The following is a 21782-nucleotide window of genomic DNA, read 5'->3' as shown; positions in this document are numbered from 1 at the left end:
CTTTGTCGAGAATGGATGCTATTGCAGCGCAAGGCCGCCCCGGTAACCTTGACGTGTATCAACGCTATGCCAGCAACCGGTTTCGTGCAAACCCCGACGAAAGATTCAAGGGCGGTCATCGCGATTCCGGTCCGGCCGTTAACAGGGTAGAACCATACGCGGTATACTTTTTCGATGACTTCGAACGTGCAAAACAATACCGGCAGCGAGCCGGTCATCCCCGGCCGCTGGGCGGCCGACGTGGAATCCCGCCTGGGCGCCGGCGAAGAGGTCCAGGCCTGCCTGGAAACCAACCTCGACCATGATCTGAAATTCGCCGACAGCCTGATCGTCGTCACCGACTGCCGCCTCCTGGCCCGCGATGCCGGCGGCAAGGACTGGCGCGAATGGCCGCTGCGCGCCGGCCTGAAGCTCGACCATCACGACCATGCCGGCGTCGGCATGCTGGAGTTGGTCGACGACAACGGACGCCTCGCCACCTGGCGCTATACGCTGTCCCGCAACCTGGCCGCGCTGCGCGTCATTGCCGAATTCGACCTGCACCGCGACAGCGTGGCGTCCGGCAAACCGGTCGCCCGTCCGGACGAGGATGTCTGCCCCAAGTGCAAGACGCCGCTGCCGCCGGGCGAGGACGAATGTCCGGCCTGCAACCGGGAATCGACCGTACCCCCGTCGACCTGGACGCTGTTCCGCCTGTGGCGCTTTGCCCGCCCTTATCGCTGGCAGTTGTTCATGGGCTTTGCACTGACCCTCGCCTCGACGGCCGCGACGCTGGTACCGCCCTACCTCACCATGCCGTTGATGGACAACGTGCTGATCCCCTTCCAGAACGGCAAGCCGATCGACTGGGAACTGGTATCGATGTACCTCGGCGGCCTGCTCGGCGCCGCGATCCTGGCCTGGGTGCTGGGCTGGATTCGCACCTATATCCTGTCGCTGGTGTCGGAGCGCATCGGCCGCGACCTGCGCACGCAGACCTATGAGCACCTGCTCGGCCTGTCGCTCGAATATTTCGGCGGCAAGCGCACCGGCGACCTGATGGCACGTATCGGCAACGAAACCGACCGCATCAACATCTTCCTGTCGCTCGACCTGCTCAATTTCGCCACCGACGTGCTGATGATCACGATGACCGCGATCATCCTGTTCACCATCAACCCGTGGCTGGCCCTGGTCACGCTGCTGCCGCTGCCGATCATCGGCTGGCTGATCCATTTCGTCCGCGAAAAGCTGCGCACCGGCTTCGAAAAGATCGACCGCGTCTGGGCCGAAGTGACCAACGTACTGGCCGACACCATTCCCGGCATCCGCGTCGTCAAGGCCTTTGCCCAGGAAAAGCGCGAGGGCGACCGTTTCCGTGCGGCCAACGAGCACAACCTGGCGATGAACGACAAGCTGAACAAGACCTGGTCCCTGTTCACCCCGACCGTCACGCTGCTCACCGAAGTCGGCCTGCTGGTGGTCTGGATCTTCGGCATCTGGCAGATCGCCAAGGGCGACTCCACGGTCGGCGTGCTGACCGCCTTCCTCGCCTACATCGGTCGCTTTTACACCCGCCTCGACTCGATGAGCCGCATCGTCTCGGCCACCCAGCGCGCCGCCTCGTCGACCAAGCGTATCTTCGACATCCTCGACCACGTCTCCAGCGTGCCCGAGCCAAGCAAGCCGGTGCACCTGTCCGGCGTCAAGGGCCGGATCGAACTCAAGAAGGCCGGTTTCCGCTATGGCACGAGGGCCGTCACCAAGGATGTCGACCTCGTCATCCAGCCGGGCGAGATGATCGGCCTGGTCGGTCATTCCGGCTCGGGCAAATCGACGCTGGTCAACCTGATCTGCCGCTTCTACGACGTCTCCGAAGGCCAGGTGCTGATCGACGGCACCGACGTGCGTTCGGTTCCGGTGGCCGAATTCCGCCAGCACATCGGTCTGGTGCTGCAGGAACCCTTCCTGTTCTTCGGCACCATCGCCGACAACATCGCCTACGGCAAGCCGAACGCGACGCGCCAGGAAATCATCGCCGCCGCCCGCGCCGCGCACGCCCACGAGTTCATCCTGCGCCTGCCGCACGGCTACGATTCGCTGGTCGGCGAACGCGGCCAGGGCCTGTCCGGCGGCGAGCGCCAGCGCATCTCGATCGCCCGCGCGCTGCTCATTGATCCGCGCATCCTGATCCTCGACGAAGCCACCTCGGCGGTCGATACCGAGACCGAGAAGGAAATCCAGAGGGCGCTCGACAATCTGGTCAAGGGCCGCACCACGATCGCCATCGCCCACCGCCTGAGCACGCTGCGCAAGGCCGACCGGCTGGTCGTCATGGATCGCGGCAAGATTGTCGAAATCGGCAACCACGACCAATTGATGGAGGCCGAGGGCCACTACCACAAGCTGTACATGGCGCAGGCGCGCAACGTCGATACCGAGGACACACTGCCGCGCGCCCCCGTACTCCCCAAAGCCCACGCGGAATAAGCCGAGCAAGCCATGTCCACTCTCAATTTCCAGCTGCATTGCGACAATTTCGGCCGTCTGGTGCTGACCGATGCCCAGGGCATCCGCCACGAGGGCGTCACCCCGGTACGCGCCTTCCCCATCGCCGCCCCTGACGAAGGCCTGTCGCTGATCAATTTCGAAGGCCACGAAGTGGGCTGGGTCGATCGTGTCGCCGACCTGCCGCCGGCCATGCGCGATATCGTCGAAGCCGACCTGCGCAGCCGCGAGTTCGTACCCGAAATCGAACGCATCCTAGGCGTCTCCGGCTTCGCCTGCCCGAGCACCTGGCAGGTGCAGACCAACCGTGGGCAGACCGAACTGATCCTCAAGGGCGAGGAAGACATCCGCCGCCTGTCGCAGACGCGCCTGCTGATCGCCGACGCCAACGGCATCCAGTTCCTGGTCCGCGACCTGACAACGCTCGACAAGCATAGTCGCAAGCTGCTCGACCGTTTCCTGTAACCGCCCGTGCAGATATGTGACAAATTTGCACGGCGGTCAGCCGCAAACGACATGAAAGCGTTAATAATGTCGTAATAACTCGCGATCATCGCCGGGGCCTCCGGCCAAAGCAGAACACATGAAAAAAAGACAAGACATCGTTTTCAAGGACTCGATCTCGCTCAAGGGGCCGAGCATCTGGACCTACCCGCCGTGCATCGAGACCTGGATCGACATCGGCGAACTCGAAGACTTTCCCTCGGACAAGATTCCTGGCCTGTACGAGCGCCTCGAAGCCTGGCTGCCCGGCCTGGTCGAGCATCGCTGCAACTACGACGAGCGCGGAGGCTTCCTGCGTCGCCTCAAGGAAGGCACCTGGGCTGGCCACATCCTCGAGCACATCGTCCTCGAACTGATGACCGTCGCCGGCCTGCCGGACGGTTTCGGACGCACCCGCGAAACGACGACGCGCGGCGTCTACAAGCTGGTGGTCAGCAATTTCCATGAGGAATGCACCCGCCTGGCGCTGGATATCGGCCGCGAACTGCTGCTTGCTGCCATCCACGACGACCCGTTCGATCTCGCCGAAGCCGTCAGGCCCCTGCGCCGCAGGGTCGACCGCAAATACCTCGGCCCGTCCACCGCCGCCATCGTCAACGCGGCCGAAGCGCGCAAGATTCCGCACATCCGCCTGCTCGACGACGGCAATCTCGTCCAGCTCGGCTACGGTGCCGCGATGCGCCGTATCTGGACGGCGGAAACCGACAGCACCAGCGCCATCGCCGAAACCATCTCGCGCGACAAGGACCTGACCAAGGAACTGATTTCCTCGGTCGGCGTGCCGGTTCCCGAAGGCCGCGAAGTCGATGACGCCAACGATGCCGTCGACGCCGCCGAGGACATCGGCTATCCCGTCGTCGTCAAGCCGACCGACGGCAACCACGGGCGTGGCGTGTTCATCGACCTGACCACTGCCGACGATGTCCGCAAGGCCTATGCGATCGCCGTCGAGGAAGGCTCGGGCGTACTCGTCGAACGATCCATCCAGGGTATTGAGCACCGCCTGCTGGTCATCGGCGGCAAGCTGATCGCGGCCAATCGCAGCGACCTGATTACCGTCACCGGCGACGGCAAGCAAACGGTCCAGGAACTGATCGACACGCAGATCAATATCGATCCGCGCCGTGGCTCGACCGAACTGCACCCCCTGTCGATCATCCGTATCGACACCGCTGCACAGATGGAACTGGATCGTCAGAAATTGACGGCCGATGGCATTCCGGAATCCGGGCGCGAGGTACTGATCCAGCGCAACGCCAACCATGCCTTCGACTGCACCGACGAAGTCCATCCCGACACCGCCGCCATTGCCTCGCTGGCAGCCCGCGTCGTCGGCCTCGACATCGCTGGTATCGACCTTGTCTGCCAGGACGTTTCCAAGCCGCTGGCCGCCCAGGGCGGAGCCATCGTCGAAGTCAATGCCGGCCCCAGCCTGCTCATGCACATCAAGCCCGGCGTCGGCAAGCCGCGCCCGGTCGGCCAGGCGATTGTCAACAACTTGTTCTCCGCCAGCCAGACCGGCCGTATTCCGCTGGTCGGCGTCTCCGGCACGCACGGCAAGACGGCCGTCGCCAAGCTGGTTGCTCACCTGCTCTACCTGTCCGGTGCGCATACCGGACTGGCCTGCAGCGACGGCCTGTTCCAGAACCGCCGGCAGGTGCAGAAAAGCGATGCCGCCAACTGGTCGGCCGGCCGCCGCCTGCTGCTCAACCGCGCCATCGAGGCTGCCGTCATCGAAAACGGCCCGGAAGTGATCCTCGGCCAGGGCTTGGCTTACGACCGCTGTTCGGTGGGCATCATCACCAATATCGCCTCCGGCGACGAAGACCTATCGCGCTGGGATGTGCAGCCCACCGGCGGCGAGTACTACACAACGCCGCGCTCGATCTATCGGACCCAGGTCGATGTCGTGCTGCCCGCCGGCTATGCCGTGCTCAATGCCGCCGACCCACTGGTTGCCGACTTCGCCGAACTGTGCGACGGCGAGGTCATCTTCTTTGCCGCCGACCCCTCCTGCCTGAAGCTGGCCGAGCACTTTGCCGCCGGCAAACGTGGCGTGACGGTCGCCGACGGCCGCATCATCCTGCGCACCGGTGCCGACGAAACCCGCATCTGCCGCCTCGGCGACGTACCGCACATCGGCAAGGGCAAGAACCCGGAAGACATCGCCAATGTGCTGGCTGCCGTCGCCGCCGGCTGGGCGCTGGGCCTGACCCAGGAAGTCATCGCCACCGGCGTCAAGACCTTCGGCCTCGACCTGCCGGAGCCGGAAGCCCTGTTGCCGATCCAGGCCAAGAAACCGCTGCGCGCGGCCCTACAGAAATAACAAGGAACATCGCGTCATGGACGTTTCCCGCATTCGTGCCCTGCGCGGCCCCAACCTGTGGAGCCGCCACACCGCCATCCAGGCCATCGTCAGCTGCGCCGACGCCGAAGTTGCCATCGCCGACCTGCCGGGCTTCGAAGCCCGCCTGCGCGAGCGCTTTCCGGAACTCGGCGACCTCATTCCCTCCGACCACCTCGACACGGTGTCGATGGCCCACGCCCTCGAATTCTGTGCCCTCGGCCTGCAAGCCCAGGCCGGCTGCCCGGTTACCTTCAGCCGCACGACGCAGACTGTCGAAGCAGGCATTTACCAGGTCGTCGTCGAATATTCCGAGGAAGACGTCGGCCGGCTGGCTTTCAAATACGCCGAGCAGCTCTGCCTGGCCGCACTGAACGATACCCCCTTCGATCTCGACGGTACGCTGAAGGAAATGCGCGACCTCGACGAGGACATCCGCCTCGGCCCCTCCACCGGCGCCATCGTCGCGGCCGCCGTCGCCCGCGGCATTCCCTATCGCCGTCTGACGCAGGGCAGCCTCGTCCAGTTCGGCTGGGGCAGCAAGCAGAAACGCATCCAGGCCGCCGAAACGAGCTTCACCAGCGCCATTGCCGAGTCGATTGCGCAGGACAAGGAGCTGACCAAGAACCTGTTGCACGCCTCCGGCGTTGCCGTTCCCTACGGCCGCCCGGTCGAGAACGAGGACGACGCCTGGGCAGCCGCCCAGGAAGTCGGCCTGCCGGTCGTCGTCAAGCCGCAGGACGGCAACCAGGGCAAGGGCATCTCGGTCAATCTGACGAGCGAGGAACAGGTGCGCCGCGCCTATCGCGTCGCCATCGAGTTCCGCGACGACATCATGGTCGAGAAGTACCTGCCCGGCCACGACTGGCGCCTGCTGGTCATCGGCAACAAACTGATCGCCGCCGCCCGGCGCGACCCGCCGCTGGTCATCGGCGACGGCAAGCACACGGTCCGCGAGCTGGTCGATATCGTCAATAGCGATCCGCGCCGTTCCGACGGCCATGCCACGTCTCTGACCAAGATCCGCTTCGACGAAATTGCCCTCGCCCGCCTCGCCGAGCAAGGCTATAACGCCGACTCGGTGCCGCAGCGCGGTGCCCGCGTCGTGCTGCGCAACAACGCCAACCTGTCGACCGGCGGCACCGCCACCGACGTCACCGACGACGTCCATCCCGACCTCGCCGCCGCCGCCGTCGCCGCCGCGCAGACGGTCGGCCTCGACATCGCCGGCATCGACGTGGTGTGCGACACCATCCTGAAGCCGCTCGAAGACCAGGGCGGCGGCATCGTCGAAGTCAATGCCGCGCCCGGCCTGCGCATGCACCTCGATCCGTCCTTCGGCAAGGGCCGCGACGTCGGCAAGGCCATCGTCGGCATGATGTTCCCGGATGGCGACAGCGCCCGCATTCCCATCGTCGCCATCGCCGGCACCAACGGCAAGACGACGACCAGCCGCCTGATCGGCCGTATCTTCGAAGCCAACGGCCAGCGCGTCGGCATGACCAGCACCGACGGCGTCTATGTCGAAGGCCGGCAGATCGACAACGGCGATTGTTCCGGCCCGCGCAGCGCGCGCAACGTGCTGATGCATCCGGACGTCGATGCTGCCGTGTTCGAAACCGCCCGTGGCGGTGTGCTGCGCGAAGGCCTGGGCTTCGACATGTGCGATGTCGCCGTGGTGACCAATATCGGCATCGGCGACCACCTGGGCCTCAACTACATCACCACCGTTGACGAACTGGCCGTGGTCAAGCGTGTCATCGTCGAAAACGTCGCCCCGCACGGCATGGCCGTCCTCAATGCAGCCGACCCGCAGGTCGCGCGCATGGCCGCCCATTGCCCGGGCAACATCATCTTCTTCGCCCGCGACAAGGCCAACCCGGTGCTCGCCACGCACCGCGCCCAGAACAAGCGGGTCGTCTACGCCAACGACGAAGGCATCGTCTGCCAGGAGGGTCGCAAGAGCTATCGCATTCCGTTCTCCGCGATCCCGCTGACCCGCAACGGCAGCATCGGCTTCCAGGTTGAAAACGCCATGGCGGCCACGGCCACCGGCTGGGCACTGGGTCTGGACTGGGCGGTGATCGAGAAGGCGCTGTCCGGTTTCATCAGCGACGCCGCCACCGCGCCGGGCCGCTTCAACGTATTCGATTACAAGGGTGCCACGCTGATCGCCGACTACGGACACAATCCGGACGCCATGCAGGCCCTGGTTCAGGCGGTCGAGGGCATGCCGGCCGTACGTCGCTCGGTGGTGATCAGCGGTGCCGGCGACCGGCGCGACGAGGATATCCGCCAGCAGACCGAGATTCTGGGCAATGCCTTCGACGATGCCATCCTTTACCAGGATGCTTGCCAGCGCGGCCGCGAGGACGGCGAAGTCGTCGCCCTGTTGCGCGATGGCCTGAAGGGCGCCAGACGCACCAAGCGCATCGACGAAATCACCGGTGAATTCAATGCCATCGATCGGGCGCTGGAGCGCCTGCAGCCGGGCGACCTCTGCCTGATCCTGATCGATCAGGTCGAGGAAGCGCTGGCCCACATCGCCGGGCGCATCGCCGAAACGGCCTGACCTTTCTTTCTGAAGAAAAAAAGCCCGGCGCAGGCCGGGCTTTTCACTTTGCGGACGTGCCGCGTTGCCGTTTTTCTCCCAAGCGGCTCAGGCGCGCCTGACCCTGGGTGCCGACGGCATGCGTCCTTCAATGTGACGGAAAGTGATCCGGCCCTTGCTCAAATCGTAGGGCGACAACTCAAGCGTCACTTTGTCGCCGGCCAGAATACGGATGTGGTGCTTGCGCATCTTGCCGGCGGTGTAGGCGATCAGCGAGTGACCATTTTCCAGATTAACGAGAAAGCGGGAGTCGGGCAGGACGTCAGCAACGACGCCTTGCATCTCGAGCAATTCTTCTTTGGCCATGGCGGCCTCCATTCAGGGAATGAGGCGGCCCGACGCAGGTCGGGCCACACAGGGACGCGGACGCCGGACGGGTCCGCGCCAGCGATCAGGCAGCCTGGATGTTGCTGGCCTGCTTGCCCTTCGGGCCGGTGGTTACTTCAAAGCTGACGCGCTGACCTTCAGCCAGGGTTTTGAAACCTTGCGACTGAATGGCCGAGAAATGCGCGAACAGGTCTTCGCCACCACCATCCGGGGTGATGAAGCCAAAACCTTTGGAATCGTTGAACCACTTGACGGTACCTTGTGCCATATCTTGAATCTCCGGGTTGGTTACGGGGCATAGCCCCTTGCATGGGGCGAGATCAAGACGGCGAGGTGGGAATGCGGGAATGGCGCCGCAGAAGTACGGGAACTAAACCAACGAGACAACAACACTACTTGAAATTCGCTGCGGTGCACAATACGCGCTATCCGCCTGAATGGCAAACGAATTCCTTTGCCAGCCGGCAATCAGGCACCGATACGCAAGCCGGTTTTCTTCAGAATGCGCGTCGAATACAGGATGTCGCTACCCCGGCAGGCGGCGCCGAGCAGGGCCTGGATATCCCGGGCCTTGGTCGCGCACTCCTCCCGCGAACTGCCGTGCACCATGGCGAAAAGGTTGTAGGGCCAGGCCGGCAGCGAACGCGGCCGGCGATAGCAATGGGTCACGAAGGGCAAGGAACCGACCAGGCCGCCCAGACGGTCGACCTCGGCATCGTCGACATCCCAGACCGTCATGCCGTTGGCCGTCCAGCCGATGGCGTAGTGATTGGGTACGGCGCCTATCCGCCGGATCAGTCCGCTCTCGAGCATCCGCCCGAGCCGTTCGATGACCTCGCTGGCCGAAATGCCCAATTCCTCGCCCAGCGCGCGATACGGCTCGCCGACCAGCGGCAGGCCGCCTTGCGTGGCCACGATCAGGGCACGGTCGATGTCGTCACCGATCATACCCGGGCCTCCAGTTGCATCTGCACGAAGTACTCCCGTTCCTTGGGAAAGGCATGCACCGGAAGTCCGGTCTCCGCCTCGATCTGCGCAATGGCTTCGGCAATCCCCTCAGGCTTCTCGGTCGCCAGGACAAACCACATGTTGAGCAGGTGCTCGCGCCGATAGTTGTGCGCCACCTGCGGCAAGGCATTGACCTGCGCGGTCACTGTTTCGTAGCGCGCCTCGGGAACGGCCAGCGCCGCCAGCACGAAGGCGCCGCCCATGCGTTCGATCTGAAACATCGGGCCGAAACGCGTCAGCACCTTGTCGGCCAGCATCCGTTCCAGACGCGCCAGAAGATCCGCCTCGGCAATGCCAAGACGTTCTGCCGCCTGCGCATAGGGATGCTCGGTCAACGGGAAGTCGCCCTGCAAGGTATCGATGATCGCGCGATCGATGGCGTCGAGCTCACGCATAGCGCGCCCCGTTCTGCTTGAAACGGGTGAGCGAAAACAGCGTTTCGTGCGCGCAGTCATCCAGGCCATGGCGCTGACGCAGGTTGGCGATGATCGCCTCGACTTCGTCGCGCGCCTTGCCGTGGATCATGCAGAACAGGTTGTACGGCCAGTCAGGCAGGCAACGTGGCCGCCGATAACAGAGGGTAACCGCCGGCTCGACGGCCAGGGCACGCCCCAATTCGCTGACCCGATCATCGGGGATGTCGTGCACCAGCATGGCGTTGGCCCGAAAACCGAGTTCGTGGTGACGGACGACGACGCCGAAACGCTTGATCGCCCCCTCCTCAAGCCAGGCCCTGATGCGGCCCAGCACGTCGCTTTCGGAACTGCCGACACGATTGGCAATCAACTGGAAAGGCCGGATGAACATGGGCAACCCTTCCTGCAGAACCGAAATCAAGCGACGCTCGATTTCACCGATCGGCTGCACGGGTGTGACCGGAACGGCGGCCACTTCGCGCTTTTGCCGCTTGCCATCGAGCGAGAAGCCGAGGTCGATGTGGAACTCTTCCAGCAAGGGCAGGGGCATCAGGCGGTAGCCGGCGGCCTGCTCGATGGCCCCCAGCGTCGCCTGCAGGCGCCCCTCGCTGGCTGCGGTGACGACAAACCACAGGTTGTAGCGATGTTCGCGCTCGTAGTTGTGGTTGACCTCAGGGAAGCGGTTGACCGCTGCAGCCACCGCCGCCAGTTTTTCCGGCGGCACAGCCATGGCCGCCAGCGTCGAGGCGCCAATCCGCTTGGGTGCGAAGACCGCGCCCACCCGGGATATTTTTCCTTCCCGGCGCAGGTTGTCGAGCCGCCCGAGCACCACTTTTTCGGCAACCCCCAGCCGCGATGCCAATTCGGCGAAAGGTGCCGGACAGAGCGGAAAATCGCGTTGAAAATCGTTCAGCAGGTGAAAGTCGAGTGTATCGTCCATCAGAAGCCAATGCGTACGGCGCGCGAGGTGAAGAAGATGCCGGAGGGACTGTCGGCCACGATCTCACCCTGCTTGGTGAAATTCTCGGTGTTGTAGATGACGACCTTGTTGTCGTCACGCGCCGAGAGCCAGATATTCTCGCCACGCGGCGCAAACTCCATGTGCAGGATGCCCTTGCCCGGCTCCATGTTATGCACGACCTTGCCCGCCAGCGTATCGATCACGTCGATCTTGCCATTGTCGGGGAAGGCGAAATTGACCCAGATCTGCCGCCCGTCGGGGCGCGCCATCACGAAGACCGGCTGGCCGCGCACCGGAATCCGCCCCACTTCCTTCCAGGTCGCCACATCGACAACCAGCACCTCATGTCGTCCGATTGCCGGCAAGTAGGCCTTGCCTTGTGCCACGGACCAGCCGCGCAGGTGCGGCATCTTGAACACCGGCAGCTTTTCCTCGCCACGACCGTACTTTTCGAGAATTTTGCGGGCGCCCTTTTCCGGCTGCCAGAGGTCGAGCATGGCGACACCGTCCTCGCCGAACAGACCGGCCAGGAAATAGCGACCATCAGGCGTTACCAGACCGTCGTACGGCTGGCTGCCAGCCGGGAAACGCTGGGTCTTGGGCTGCTTCGGGTCACTGAAATCGGTCACCCGGATTTCGCCCCCCTCGAACAAGGCATAGGCGAACTTGTTGCCTGCCGTATCGGCCAGGCCGACGACCTTGGAGAATTTGCCCGGCGCGTATTCGGCCGGCACTTCGGACAGCAACTCAAGCGTCTCGGCATCGAAGGCCTTGATGCCGCCCGGCGAATAGTTCTGGGCGACGACAATGCGGCCATCCTGCGAAATCGAGCCGCCGATGGCGTTGCCCGACTGGATGACGCGCTTGACGATCTTGGCTTCGAGCAGGTCGATCTTGGTCAGGCCGCCGTCACGGCCGAAAATGAACGCATAACGACCATCCCGCGAATAAACGGCGGAGGCATGGGAAAGATCGCCCAGGCCGGCAATCCGCGCGTAGGGCTGGCGCGTGGACGTATTGACCAGCGTGACGTGGCCACTCGACCGCTCGATGATCAGGCCCAGATCGCCGGTACCACGCAACTGTGGGCCGGCACAGGCATTGAGCAGGAGGACAAGGAACAGACTCAGCAACAGGCGCATGGTGATCTCGCAGGGGCTTATTCGGGAAAGGCAGTCATCAGTTTATCGACAATCCAGGCGGCTTCGGCTTCCGACATGAACTGCTTCCACGGCGGCATCGGCGTTCCCGGGCGACCGTAATAGATCGTTGCAGTCAGTCCCTCGGCCGGCTTGTCGCGCAAGTTCTCCGGCAGCAAGGCCGGTCCGAGCCCGCCTTTCAAACTCATCCCGTGACAGGAACCGCAATCCTGCCGGACCAGATGCACCAATTCCTTCTGGCGCGCCGCGTTGGGCTCAGATCCCCAGGCGACGCACGATACGGCGAGCAAGGCAAGCGCCAGCTTATTCGGAGACAACGACACTCCCTTTCATTTCCGGATGCGGACCGCAATGATAGTCATGGCGCCCCGCCTTGTCGAAACGGCGAGTCCAGCTCTCGTCCGGGAACAGGCGCTCGGATTCGAGGCCCTTGTCGGCCGGGAAAAGGACGGAATGACTGGTCCGCTTCTCGCGATTCGTCCAGCGGACGCTATCGCCGACCCGGATACGGACCTCGGCCGGCTCGAAACGGTAACCTTCGATCGTCACATCGACGGTCGTTTGGGCAGTCGCCGATGAAAAAAGGAGCGCCAGCACAGCCAGCGCCCCTCCCTGACAGGGCCACCCGGATCGAGCAGTCGGTCTTCCGGATGGCATGGGCAGGTTACTGCTTGGCAGCCTTCACGTCGCCGTCGGCACCGAGACCGATGGTGTGGCCGAAGGAGACGTGGTGGAAGCGGCCGGCCGCATTGTCGGCGTGGATGGCGATGCCGAACGGTACGGCCTTGCCGGGAGCGAGCACGGCATTGCCGGCCAGCTTACGGGTGAAGGTGACGGTGTAGGTATCGCCTGCCTTGGCACCCTCGGCGGTCGCACCGGCCTTGCCGCCTTCCATGTTGCGCTTGTCGGCGACAAAACCATCGACCGACTTGCCGCTACTCTTCCACTGCATCAGATCCATAACGCCAGCATTCACATGCTTGGTCTTGTCCTTGCCCTTCGGCATGCCCTTGGCATCTTCATGGCAAGCCGACCAGCAGCCCGCCTGATCGGCCAGAGGAACCTTGTCGTTCGGGAACATGATGGTCGCCTTGACCTCGTTCTCCTTGTCCGAATGATCGAAGCCACCGGTCGGTGCCTTGAAGGTCAGACGCACATAGAGGTTGGAAGCATCGAAGGCCGCCTGAACGGTAACCGGATAGGTCATGGTCTTCGGTGCGCCCTTGGGCTCCATTTCCTTGCTGGCCAACCGCTTGAGATCGAGCGACAGCTTGCCGTCCTCAACGTGGCAGCCGGCGCAGCTTTCACCCTTTTTCAGGCCGCTGGCGCCGCTGTGTTCGCCCTTGCCCTGCAGCCACTCGAGCGGCGCAGCACCCGGATGGAATACGTGAATCGTGCTCTTGCCCACCTTGGCCCAGTCCGGCGCGGCAATCGCCGCTTGCGAACCCAGCGCCATGAAGGCACCGGCGACTGCCAGGGAAACGAAATGCTTGTTCATCGTGGTCATCTCCACAAAAGTGATACGAATTCGGCTAAATCAAAACAGCTTCGTTTTGTGCTGCTTCATATGCTACGGGGGCTTGCGCCCCCGTAGCTTTGCCTCAAATCAAACAATCAACAGTCGATCAATAGATGTCGTGCTGGGTGTTGTAGACGTTGAACTTACCGGTCGGCGTGATCATCTTCGGATCGGTGATGACCTTCTTGACCTTCAGCGTAGCGTCATCATAGACCACAACGGCGGACTGGTCGGTCTTGCCGCCCCACAGGGAGATCCAGACTTCCTTGCCGTCAGCCGAGTATTCCGGATGGACAGCGCGCTTGACAGCCTTGGTCGGCGGCAGGCCGGAATCCTTGGCGACGTTCAGGATAGCCTTCGGCTTGGACAGGTCGGCCATATCCCAGACGGCAACCGACTCGGCCAGATCCTTGTCCGGGTTCTGCGGCGCGTCGGCCCAGAAGTGCTTGGACTTCGGATGGGTCTTGACGAACAGGTTGCCCGGAACGTGCTTCATTTCCTGAACGACCTTCCAGTTGTATTCCTTGTACTTGGCAAACTTCTTGTCGTCGGACGGCGTCGAGATCAAGGTCACGACATCGGCACCGAGGTGACCCGTTGCCCAGACCGGACCGAACTTCGGATGGACGAAGTTGGCGCCGCGACCCGGGTGCGGAATCTTGGCGGTATCGACCAGGGCAGCCAGCTTGCCGGTCTTGGTGTCGACCGCGGCGATCTTGTTGGAGGCGTTGGCCGCCACCAGGAAGTAGCGCTTGGAAGCATCCCAGCCGCCGTCGTGCAGGAACTTGGCGGAACCGACAGTGGTCGTCTTGAGGTTTTCGATGTCGGAATAATCGACCAACAGAATCTGGCCGGTTTCCTTGATGTTGATAACCCACTCCGGCTTGATGAACGAAGCGACGATGGAGGCAACGCGCGGTTCCGGATGGTATTCGCCATCGACGGTCATGCCACGGGTGGAAACGACCTTGCGCGGCTTCAGCGTATCGCCGTCCATGATCACGTACTGGGGCGGCCAGTAGGAACCGGCGACAGCGTACTTGTCTTCGAAGCCCTTGAACTTGGAGGTATCGACCGAGCGTGCATCGAAGCCGATCTTGACTTCAGCCACGACAGCCGGCTTTTCCATCCACAGGTCGATCAGGCTCAGACGACCGTCGCGACCGATCACGTATACATAACGGCCGGAAGCGGAGAGGCGGGAGATGTGAACCGCATAGCCGGTCTTGACGATGGAGCGGATTTCCTTGGTATCGCCGTCGATCAGGGCAACTTCACCGGTGTCACGCAGGGTGACCGAGAACATGTTGTTCAGGTTGAAGTTGTTCATCTGCTTCTTCGGACGCTGGTCGACCGGAACGATGACCTTCCAGGAATCCATCGTGTCCTTGAAGCTGTACTCTGGCGGAACGTCGGGGGTGTTCTGGATGTACTTCGACATCAGGGTGATTTCTTCCTTGGTCAGGATGTCGTCGAAGTTCACCATGCCACCGTCGGTACCGTAGCCGATGATCTTTTCCAGACGCTGCTGACCGAGCTTGAGCGTACCGCCTTCGGTGACGTTGCCGTCCTTGTCCTTCTTGGACCAGTGCGGCTCAAGGTTCTTGCCGGTGGCGCCCTTGCGCAGCACGCCGTGGCAGCCGGCGCAACGCTCGAAGTAAATCTTCTTGGCCTGCTCCTTCTCGGCTGCCGTCATTGCCGGAGCAGCCTTGGCGGCCTCCTGGGCAAAGGCGGAACCCATGGCGGCAGCCATGGCAGTCAGTGCAAGCATCCCCACAACAGTTTTTTTCATCTTTCCTCTCCTAGAACGAAAACGGGTCGCGTCCTTGTTCCCCAAACGCGATGTCCGCTAGGTTGCGCTTGAGCGCCTCCCGCATCCTTGATACTCATCAATCTTTTTTCCATAAGAAATCTCATACATTCAACGCCATGTAATCACTAGTAACTATTTAACTACAACTTTTGAACTATATTTACTCAATTCCTTGATCCACGCTATTGGCAGGTGCGAACGACCGCATTAGGATGCCCGCCCAAAGGAAGAGAAAAACCATGAATAATTCATCGCAATTACAAGGCGGGAAAGTCTGGCTCGTCGGTGCTGGACCAGGCGACCCCGATCTCCTGACCATCAAGGCTGCCCGCGTCATCGCACAGGCCGATGTCCTCGTCTATGACCACCTGGTCGGCAACGGCATCATGGACCTGGCCCGTTCCGATGCCCGCGTCATCTACGCTGGCAAGGAATCCTCCAAGCACACCATGCCGCAGGGCGACATCAACCAGTTGCTGGTCACCCTCGCCCGTGAAGGACTGTCCGTCGTCCGCCTCAAGGGGGGCGATCCCTTCATTTTCGGCCGAGGCGGCGAAGAGCTGGAAACACTGGTTGCCTCCGGCATTCCCTTCGAGGTCGTACCCGGCGTCACGGCAGCAGCCGGCTGTGCGGCCTACTCCGGTTTTCCGCTGACGCATCGCGATCACGCGCAAGCCGTGACCTTCGTCACCGGCCATCTCAAGGATGGAACGGTCAATCTCGACTGGAGCGCGCTGGCCCGCCCCAACCAGACCGTCGTTTTCTACATGGGCATCGGCGCTGCCGAGGAAATCTGCAAGCAGATGATGCATTACGGCCTGCCCTCGATGACACCGGCGGCGGTCATCCGTAACGGCACCCAGGCTGACCAGAAGACCGTACTGGCAACGCTGGGCACCCTGCCGCACCGCATAGCCGAGTCCGGCATCAAGCCGCCGGCGCTGATCGTGGTCGGCAGTGTCGTCGGGCTGCATGAAAAGCTCAGCTGGTTCGAGAAGCGATGAAATACCTGTTCTTGCTGGTAGCGCTGTTTTCGGCCTCCGCCTACGCCTACACGCCGGACGAATTACGCGGCGACTGCCAGGCCGCCGAAGAGCTGTATGCCAAGCAGAAAAACAGCGACCCTCTTCAGTCGATACGCAGCGCCCGCTGCATTGCCTACGTCGCCGGTTTTGCCGACGGCTACGCAGTCAGCGATTACCTGGCCGGGCAGGTCGGCATGAAGCTCAATGCCTTCTGCCTGCCCAACGACCCGGATTTGTCGATGCGTCTCGTCCGCGCCGTCGTCATTCATGTCGAGCGTGTGCCGCCGAACACCACCATGAGCACCGCAACGCTGGTTGCCGGAGCCCTTGCAAAAGCTTTCCCATGTACGGAATCGCTTGAATCGAAGAAGTGATTCAGGGATAATCCGGCCTCCACTCGCCCCGGTGGCGGAATCGGTAGACGCAGCGGATTCAAAATCCGCCGCCGAAAGGTGTGCCAGTTCGAGTCTGGCCCGGGGCACCAGTTTCAAAACAAAGCGGCTTTCCGTCAGGAAGGCCGTTTTTGTTTGTTCTTCGTGATTGGACAGCACCATGTCGATGACTGTCGACGACTTCGACTTCCACCTCCCCCCCGAACTGATCGCCCAGCACCCCGCCGCCGAACGCACGGGCAGCCGCCTGTTGCATGTGGATGGCTCCACGCATGTCGACCGCCGCTTCGCCGACTTGCCGTCGCTGCTGCAGCCGGGCGACCTGCTCGTCTTCAACGACACCCGCGTGATCAAGGCCCGTTTCTTCGGCCTCAAGGAAAGCGGCGGACGCGTTGAAATCATGCTCGAGCGCATCGTCGACGCAACGCACGCGATCTGCCAGATTCGCGCCAGCAAGGCGCCCAAGCCGGGCAGCAAGATGATCCTGGCCGATGCCTTCACGGTCACGATGACCGGCCGGGCTGGCGCCGACGACGACTTTTTCGCCCTCGAACTGAGCGATGGCGGCGATTTCTGGGAACTCGCCGAACAATACGGCAAGCTGCCGCTGCCGCCGTACATCGAACACCCGGCCGAAGGCGCCGACGAGGCGCGCTACCAGACGGTCTATGCCCGCGAACCGGGCGCCGTGGCCGCTCCCACCGCCGGGCTGCATTTCGACGAAAACATGCTCGAATTGCTGCGCGGGCAGGGTATCCATACCGCTTTCCTGACCCTGCATGTCGGCGCCGGTACCTATCGCCCGATGCGCGTGGAAAAAATTGCCGACCACCGGATGCACAGCGAACGCTTCGAAATTCCGGCGGCAACCGCCGAGGCCGTCGCCGCGACCCGCGCCGCCGGCGGCCGTGTCATCGCCATCGGCACGACCAGCCTGCGCGCCCTTGAGTCGGCCGGCAACGCCGACGGCACGGTGCGTGTCGGCGGGGCGGAAACCGACATCTTCATCACGCCGGGCTACCGCTTCAAGGTCGTCGACCGGCTGATCACCAACTTCCACCTGCCGAAATCGACGCTGATGATGCTGGTATCGGCCTTTGCCGGTTACGACGCGATCCGCGCCGCCTACGCCCACGCGGTCGCCGACCGCTATCGCTTCTTCAGCTACGGCGACGCGATGCTGCTCGAAAAGGCGCCGGACGCCGCCTAACGGTAGTTGGCGAACACGTTCGCGCCCCCGTCCCGGCGGACGAGCAGCACCTCGTAGGGATCGCGCCGGCCGCGATAGGCCGGGCCGTCCATGCCCGGCGAACCGACCGGCATGCCCGGTACCGCCAAGCCGAGGCCGGCCGGCCGTTCGGCGAGCAGGCGACGGATGTCGGCCGCCGGAACATGGCCTTCGAGCAGGTAATCGCCGACCCGTGCGGTATGACAGGAGGCATAGCGCTCGGGCATCCCCAGCCTGCGGCGGGCACCGTCCAGATCGCCGACCTCATGGACCTGAACCGTGAAGCCCTCTTTTTCGAGATGCGCGACCCAATCCTTGCAACAGCCGCAATACGGACTTTTCCAGACTTCGACCCGGGGAGCGGCCGGCGCCGCCCATCCGGGAACAGCGGCGGTAAGCAGCAGTGACAACAACAGGCGACGGCGCGCCGACAGTGATGAACTCATCGCATTTCCTTTCCCGAAATTCGCATCAAGGGGCCACGGCACGGCCCTGCAGGGGCTTGCGGCCGGGCCACTCGACCAGGATCAGCAGCTTGGCGCCGCTCGCCAGGCTACCTGCCGCTTCGAGGCGATTGGGGGCGACCGGGGCCAGCGTCAGTTCGCTTTTCGCCCCGCCAGCCAGCACGGACAGCTTGGCCTTCGCCCCCGCCGTATCGACCGGAGTGCCGTGACTCGTTGCATGGACAACGATCTTGCCGCCCTTGCCAACAATCTCGAATTGAGCCTCGCCGGCCTCGGCGACAACGCCGCCGAACTGTGGCTGGCCGTGCTCGGCATGCGCCAGAACAGCCGATGACGACAGCTGCAGCAAACCGGCAACGACGATGGCAACAATGGCTTTCATGGGTTTCTCCTATTACGGTTTAGAAATTTTCGCCGTCGTTGGCCGCCAGCAGACGCTGTGCGGCCGGCCGGCCAAAGAGCCAGAACAGGGCTGGCGTGACAAAGGTATCGAGCAGGGTCGAGCTGATCAGCCCGGAAAAAATGACGACGGCCACCGGATGCAGGATCTCGGTACCCGGCTGTTCGGCCTCGAAGAGCAGCGGCGCCAGCGCGAAGGCAGCAACCAGCGCGGTCATCAGCACCGGCGTCAGGCGCTCCAGCGAACCGCGCACGATCATCGGCACGCCGAAGGTCTCGCCTTCGAAGCGCATCAGATTCAGGTAGTGGCTGATCTTCAGGATGCCGTTGCGGGTGGCGATACCGGCCAACGTGATGAAGCCGATCAGCGCAGCAACCGACAGGGGCTGGCCGGACAGCCACAGGCCGATGACGCTGCCGACCAGCGCCAGTGGCACGTTGGCCATGATCAGCGCGGCCAGCACCGCCGAGCGGTAGCGGCTGAAGAGGACCATGAAGATCAAGGCCGCCGAACCGAGGGCGAGCACGGCGATCAAGCGCGCTGCCTCCTCCTGCGCCTGAAACTGGCCGCCCAGGGTCACGAAATAGCCCTCAGGCAATGAGAAATCCGCCACGACGGCACGCAGGTCGGCCACCACCTCGGACAGCGCCCTGCCTTGAGCATTGGCCGAGATGACGATGCGCCGCCGGCCATCGTCGCGGGTGATCTGGTTCGGCCCGTCGGCATCCTCGATGCTGGCCAGCCGGGACAGCGGGACGCGACCGGCCGGCGTCTCGACCAGCAGGTTGGCCAGCCCGTCGAGCGAACGGGCCGCCTCCGGCAAGCGGACGACCAGATCGAAACGTCGGTTGCCCTCGACGATCTGCGTCACCTTCTCGCCATCGACCAGGGTCTGCAGCGTGCGCGTCAGCTGCGCCGTCGAGATGCCGTAGCGCGCCGCCGCGTCGAAATCGACGCGTACCTTGATCTGCGGCGCCAGCACCTGCTTCTCGATCTCCAGGTCGGCGAGGCCCGGTATCCTGGCCAGCCGTTCGCGCAGCAGGCCGGCCTGGGCGCGCAGCGTGTCGAGGTCCTCGCCGACGATCTTGATGGCGATCTGCGCCCGCACCCCCGATAGCATGTGGTCGATACGGTGCGCGATGGGCTGGCCCAGGCTCAGGCTGGCCGGCAACTCCTTGAGCCGCTGGCGGATGTCGGCGTAGACCGCTTCCTTGGGTCGTCCGTCCGGTTTGAGCTTGATCTCGAACTCGGTGACATGCACACCCTCGGCATGTTCGTCGAGTTCGGCCCGCCCGGTACGCCGACCCATGTGCTCGATCTCGGGCAGGCCACGCAGCGCCTGTTCGGCCGCCGTGGCGACGCGGATCGATTCGGACAGCGTGGCACCCGGATTGAGGCGCAGGCCGAGGGTGATCGAGCCTTCGTTGAACGGCGGCAGGAAGGTGGTCGGGAAGAAAGGTACGGCGAGCGTTGCCAGCACGACGGCGATGCCGGCTGCCGCCACTGGCAGGCGCGGTGCCGCCAGCACACGCTCCAGAGCCTGCCGGTAGGCGGCCTTGAGACGGACGACCAGGCGCGTCTCGCCATGGTCGTGGCGCACCAGCGCCGGCAACAGATAGCTCGACAGCACCGGCGTCACCAGCACCGACACCGCCAGCGAAGCCAGGATGGCGACGATGTAGGCAATGCCGAGCGGCACGAACAGGCGCCCCTCGATACCGGGCAGGGCGAAGAGCGGCACGAACACCAGGGCGATGATCAGCGTCGCATAGACGATGGCGGTGCGCACCTCGAGCGAGGCGGCGATCACCGTTTCGCGCACCGAGTAGGGCTGGCCGCTGGCCGCCTTTTCGCGCAGGCGGCGCAGGATGTTCTCGACATCGACGACGGCATCGTCCACCAGCTCGCCGATGGCGATCGCCAACCCGCCCAGGGTCATGGTGTTGATCGACAAGCCGAACCATTTGAAGACCAGGATGGCGGTCAGGATAGAGAGCGGGATCGCCGTCAGCGAAATCAGCATCGTCCGCAGATTACCGAGGAAGAAGAACAGCACGCCGGCGACGAAGCAGGCGGCCATCAACAGCTTGAGCTGCAGGTTGCCGAGCGATGCCTCGATGAAGTCGGCCTGGCGGAAGATCACCTGCGGGGCGCTCAGGCCGGCCGGCACGCTGCTCTTGAGATCGACCAGCGCCGACTCGATGCGCCGCGTCAGTTCCACCGTATCCGCCGTCGGCTGTTTCTGGATGCTGAGGATCACCGCCGGGCTGCCGTCGCGCCCGTCGTCGAAGCCGCCGTCGCCGCGCTTGATCGCGGCAGCGAAGCCGACATCGGCGACCTGGCGCAGCAGGATGGGCTGCCCGTTCCGCGCCGTGAGCGCGAGGTTCTTCAGATCCTCCAGCCGTGCGCTGCGCCCGAGGTGACGGATCAGGTATTCGCGCCCGTTCAGTTCGAGAAAGCCACCCGAGGTATTGGCGGCAAAACCGCGTACCGCCGCCTCGATCTGGTCGAGGCCGACGCCCAGTTCCATCATCCGCCGCGTATCCGGCTGCACCTGGAACTGCCGGACTTCGCCCCCGATCGGAATGACCTGCGACACGCCGGCAATCGCCATCAGGCGCGGCCGCAGCACCCAGTCGGCGTATTCCCGCGCCGCCTTGGGATCGGCCCCCTCTCCACGAATGGGAATGGCGACCAGCATGATCTCGCCCATGATCGACGACACCGGCCCCATGCGCGGAACGCTGCCCGGCGGCAACGCGGATTCCATCGCCGCCAGCCGCTCGGTCACCATCTGCCGGGCGCGATAGACATCGACGCTCCAGTCGAACGTGAGATAGACGAAGGACAGGCCGGCACTCGAAATCGAGCGCACCGTCGCAATCCCCGGCAAGCCGCTCATTGCCGTCTCGAGCGGAAAGCTGATCAACTGCTCGACTTCCTCGGGCGCCATGCCGCCGGCTTCGGTCATCACCGTCACCGTCGGCTTGTTGAGATCGGGAAAGACGTCGACCGGCAAGCGCGTCGCCTGCACGGCGCCCCAGATCATCAACGCGGTAGCCGCCACCAGCACGAAGAGCCGGCTACCCAGACTTTTTTCGACAAGCCACTGAAACATGCTGT

20 protein-coding genes and 1 tRNA gene are annotated in these 21782 nt (G+C 63.6%); 8 read left to right on the top strand and 13 right to left on the bottom strand.

Annotated features, from left to right (window positions below):
• Window positions 1-186 precede the first annotated feature (186 nt).
• The 4 genes from F1002_RS12390 (at window position 187) to cphA (F1002_RS12375) (ending at window position 7907) form a co-directional block, all read left to right on the top strand.
• On the top strand, window positions 187-2469 hold the full coding sequence (locus tag F1002_RS12390; protein WP_223879582.1) for an ABC transporter ATP-binding protein: 2283 nt from the start codon (window positions 187-189) through the stop codon (window positions 2467-2469).
• A gap of 12 nt (window positions 2470-2481) precedes the next feature.
• On the top strand, window positions 2482-2952 hold the full coding sequence (locus F1002_RS12385) for a DUF1854 domain-containing protein (protein ID WP_150429361.1): 471 nt from the start codon (window positions 2482-2484) through the stop codon (window positions 2950-2952).
• A gap of 118 nt (window positions 2953-3070) precedes the next feature.
• Window positions 3071-5317, top strand: coding sequence for a cyanophycin synthetase (gene cphA, locus F1002_RS12380; RefSeq protein ID WP_150429360.1), 2247 nt, complete (start codon window positions 3071-3073; stop codon window positions 5315-5317).
• A gap of 16 nt (window positions 5318-5333) precedes the next feature.
• On the top strand, window positions 5334-7907 hold the full coding sequence (gene cphA, locus F1002_RS12375; RefSeq protein ID WP_150429359.1) for a cyanophycin synthetase: 2574 nt from the start codon (window positions 5334-5336) through the stop codon (window positions 7905-7907).
• Between the two features lie 87 nt (window positions 7908-7994).
• On the opposite strand, the gene infA is transcribed toward cphA (F1002_RS12375), so the two are convergent.
• From infA to F1002_RS12325, 10 genes are all read right to left on the bottom strand, one after another.
• The gene (gene infA, locus F1002_RS12370) at window positions 7995-8252 is read right to left on the bottom strand and encodes a translation initiation factor IF-1 (protein ID WP_150429358.1); all 258 of its coding nucleotides are present in this window, start codon (window positions 8250-8252) and stop codon (window positions 7995-7997) included.
• Between the two features lie 85 nt (window positions 8253-8337).
• Window positions 8338-8541 (bottom strand): cold-shock protein, encoded by a 204-nt coding sequence (locus tag F1002_RS12365; RefSeq protein WP_150429357.1) that lies wholly within the window; start codon window positions 8539-8541, stop codon window positions 8338-8340.
• Window positions 8542-8741: 200 nt separating this feature from the next.
• Window positions 8742-9221, bottom strand: coding sequence for an AsnC family transcriptional regulator (locus F1002_RS12360; protein WP_150429356.1), 480 nt, complete (start codon window positions 9219-9221; stop codon window positions 8742-8744).
• Window positions 9218-9676, bottom strand: a complete 459-nt coding sequence (locus F1002_RS12355) for an Lrp/AsnC family transcriptional regulator (protein ID WP_150429355.1) — start codon at window positions 9674-9676, stop codon at window positions 9218-9220. Before F1002_RS12355 ends, F1002_RS12360 begins: the two co-directional genes overlap by 4 nt.
• Window positions 9669-10637, bottom strand: a complete 969-nt coding sequence (locus tag F1002_RS12350; RefSeq protein ID WP_150429354.1) for an Lrp/AsnC family transcriptional regulator — start codon at window positions 10635-10637, stop codon at window positions 9669-9671. Before F1002_RS12350 ends, F1002_RS12355 begins: the two co-directional genes overlap by 8 nt.
• Window positions 10637-11800, bottom strand: a complete 1164-nt coding sequence (locus F1002_RS12345) for a cytochrome D1 domain-containing protein (protein ID WP_150429353.1) — start codon at window positions 11798-11800, stop codon at window positions 10637-10639. Before F1002_RS12345 ends, F1002_RS12350 begins: the two co-directional genes overlap by 1 nt.
• Window positions 11801-11817: 17 nt before the next feature.
• Window positions 11818-12135, bottom strand: a complete 318-nt coding sequence (locus tag F1002_RS12340) for a cytochrome c (RefSeq protein ID WP_191090389.1) — start codon at window positions 12133-12135, stop codon at window positions 11818-11820.
• The gene (locus tag F1002_RS12335; RefSeq protein ID WP_255584485.1) at window positions 12122-12415 is read right to left on the bottom strand and encodes a plastocyanin/azurin family copper-binding protein; all 294 of its coding nucleotides are present in this window, start codon (window positions 12413-12415) and stop codon (window positions 12122-12124) included. The genes F1002_RS12340 and F1002_RS12335 overlap by 14 nt, the downstream gene beginning before the upstream one ends.
• 67 nt (window positions 12416-12482) lie before the next feature.
• Window positions 12483-13316: an ethylbenzene dehydrogenase-related protein gene (locus F1002_RS12330; protein ID WP_150429350.1), complete on the bottom strand. Its 834-nt coding sequence runs from the start codon at window positions 13314-13316 to the stop codon at window positions 12483-12485.
• 127 nt (window positions 13317-13443) lie between these two features.
• Window positions 13444-15129 carry a cytochrome D1 domain-containing protein gene (locus F1002_RS12325; RefSeq protein ID WP_150429349.1) on the bottom strand — a complete coding sequence of 562 codons (1686 nt, stop codon included), beginning with the start codon at window positions 15127-15129 and terminating at the stop codon, window positions 13444-13446.
• Between the two features lie 260 nt (window positions 15130-15389).
• On the opposite strand from F1002_RS12325, the gene cobA reads away from it, so the two are divergent.
• The 4 genes from cobA (at window position 15390) to queA (ending at window position 17777) form a co-directional block, all read left to right on the top strand.
• Window positions 15390-16154: a uroporphyrinogen-III C-methyltransferase gene (cobA, locus tag F1002_RS12320; protein WP_150429348.1), complete on the top strand. Its 765-nt coding sequence runs from the start codon at window positions 15390-15392 to the stop codon at window positions 16152-16154.
• A complete protein-coding gene (locus tag F1002_RS12315; RefSeq protein WP_150429347.1) occupies window positions 16151-16549 on the top strand; it encodes a Rap1a/Tai family immunity protein in 399 nt (132 codons plus the stop codon). Before cobA ends, F1002_RS12315 begins: the two co-directional genes overlap by 4 nt.
• A 25-nt stretch (window positions 16550-16574) precedes the next feature.
• Window positions 16575-16659 (top strand) — tRNA-Leu (locus tag F1002_RS12310).
• Window positions 16660-16727: 68 nt separating this feature from the next.
• Window positions 16728-17777: a tRNA preQ1(34) S-adenosylmethionine ribosyltransferase-isomerase QueA gene (queA, locus tag F1002_RS12305; protein ID WP_150429346.1), complete on the top strand. Its 1050-nt coding sequence runs from the start codon at window positions 16728-16730 to the stop codon at window positions 17775-17777.
• Here queA and F1002_RS12300 read toward each other — a convergent pair.
• Genes F1002_RS12300 through F1002_RS12290 form a run of 3 tightly spaced genes read right to left on the bottom strand, consistent with a single transcriptional unit; the run spans window position 17774 to window position 21777 of the window.
• Window positions 17774-18241 carry a DUF411 domain-containing protein gene (locus F1002_RS12300; RefSeq protein ID WP_191090388.1) on the bottom strand — a complete coding sequence of 156 codons (468 nt, stop codon included), beginning with the start codon at window positions 18239-18241 and terminating at the stop codon, window positions 17774-17776. The two genes, queA and F1002_RS12300, sit on opposite strands and share 4 nt — an antisense overlap.
• Before the next feature lie 25 nt (window positions 18242-18266).
• A complete protein-coding gene (locus F1002_RS12295) occupies window positions 18267-18641 on the bottom strand; it encodes a hypothetical protein (RefSeq protein ID WP_150429345.1) in 375 nt (124 codons plus the stop codon).
• Window positions 18642-18660: 19 nt separating this feature from the next.
• Window positions 18661-21777 carry an efflux RND transporter permease subunit gene (locus tag F1002_RS12290; RefSeq protein ID WP_150429344.1) on the bottom strand — a complete coding sequence of 1039 codons (3117 nt, stop codon included), beginning with the start codon at window positions 21775-21777 and terminating at the stop codon, window positions 18661-18663.
• Window positions 21778-21782: the final 5 nt, after the last annotated feature.

This window comes from Dechloromonas sp. CZR5 (genome assembly GCF_008711155.1).
GTDB lineage: Bacteria > Pseudomonadota > Gammaproteobacteria > Burkholderiales > Rhodocyclaceae > Azonexus.
Note: the sequence above shows the minus strand (reverse complement) of the source record. Positions and strands in the feature narration are given on the sequence as shown.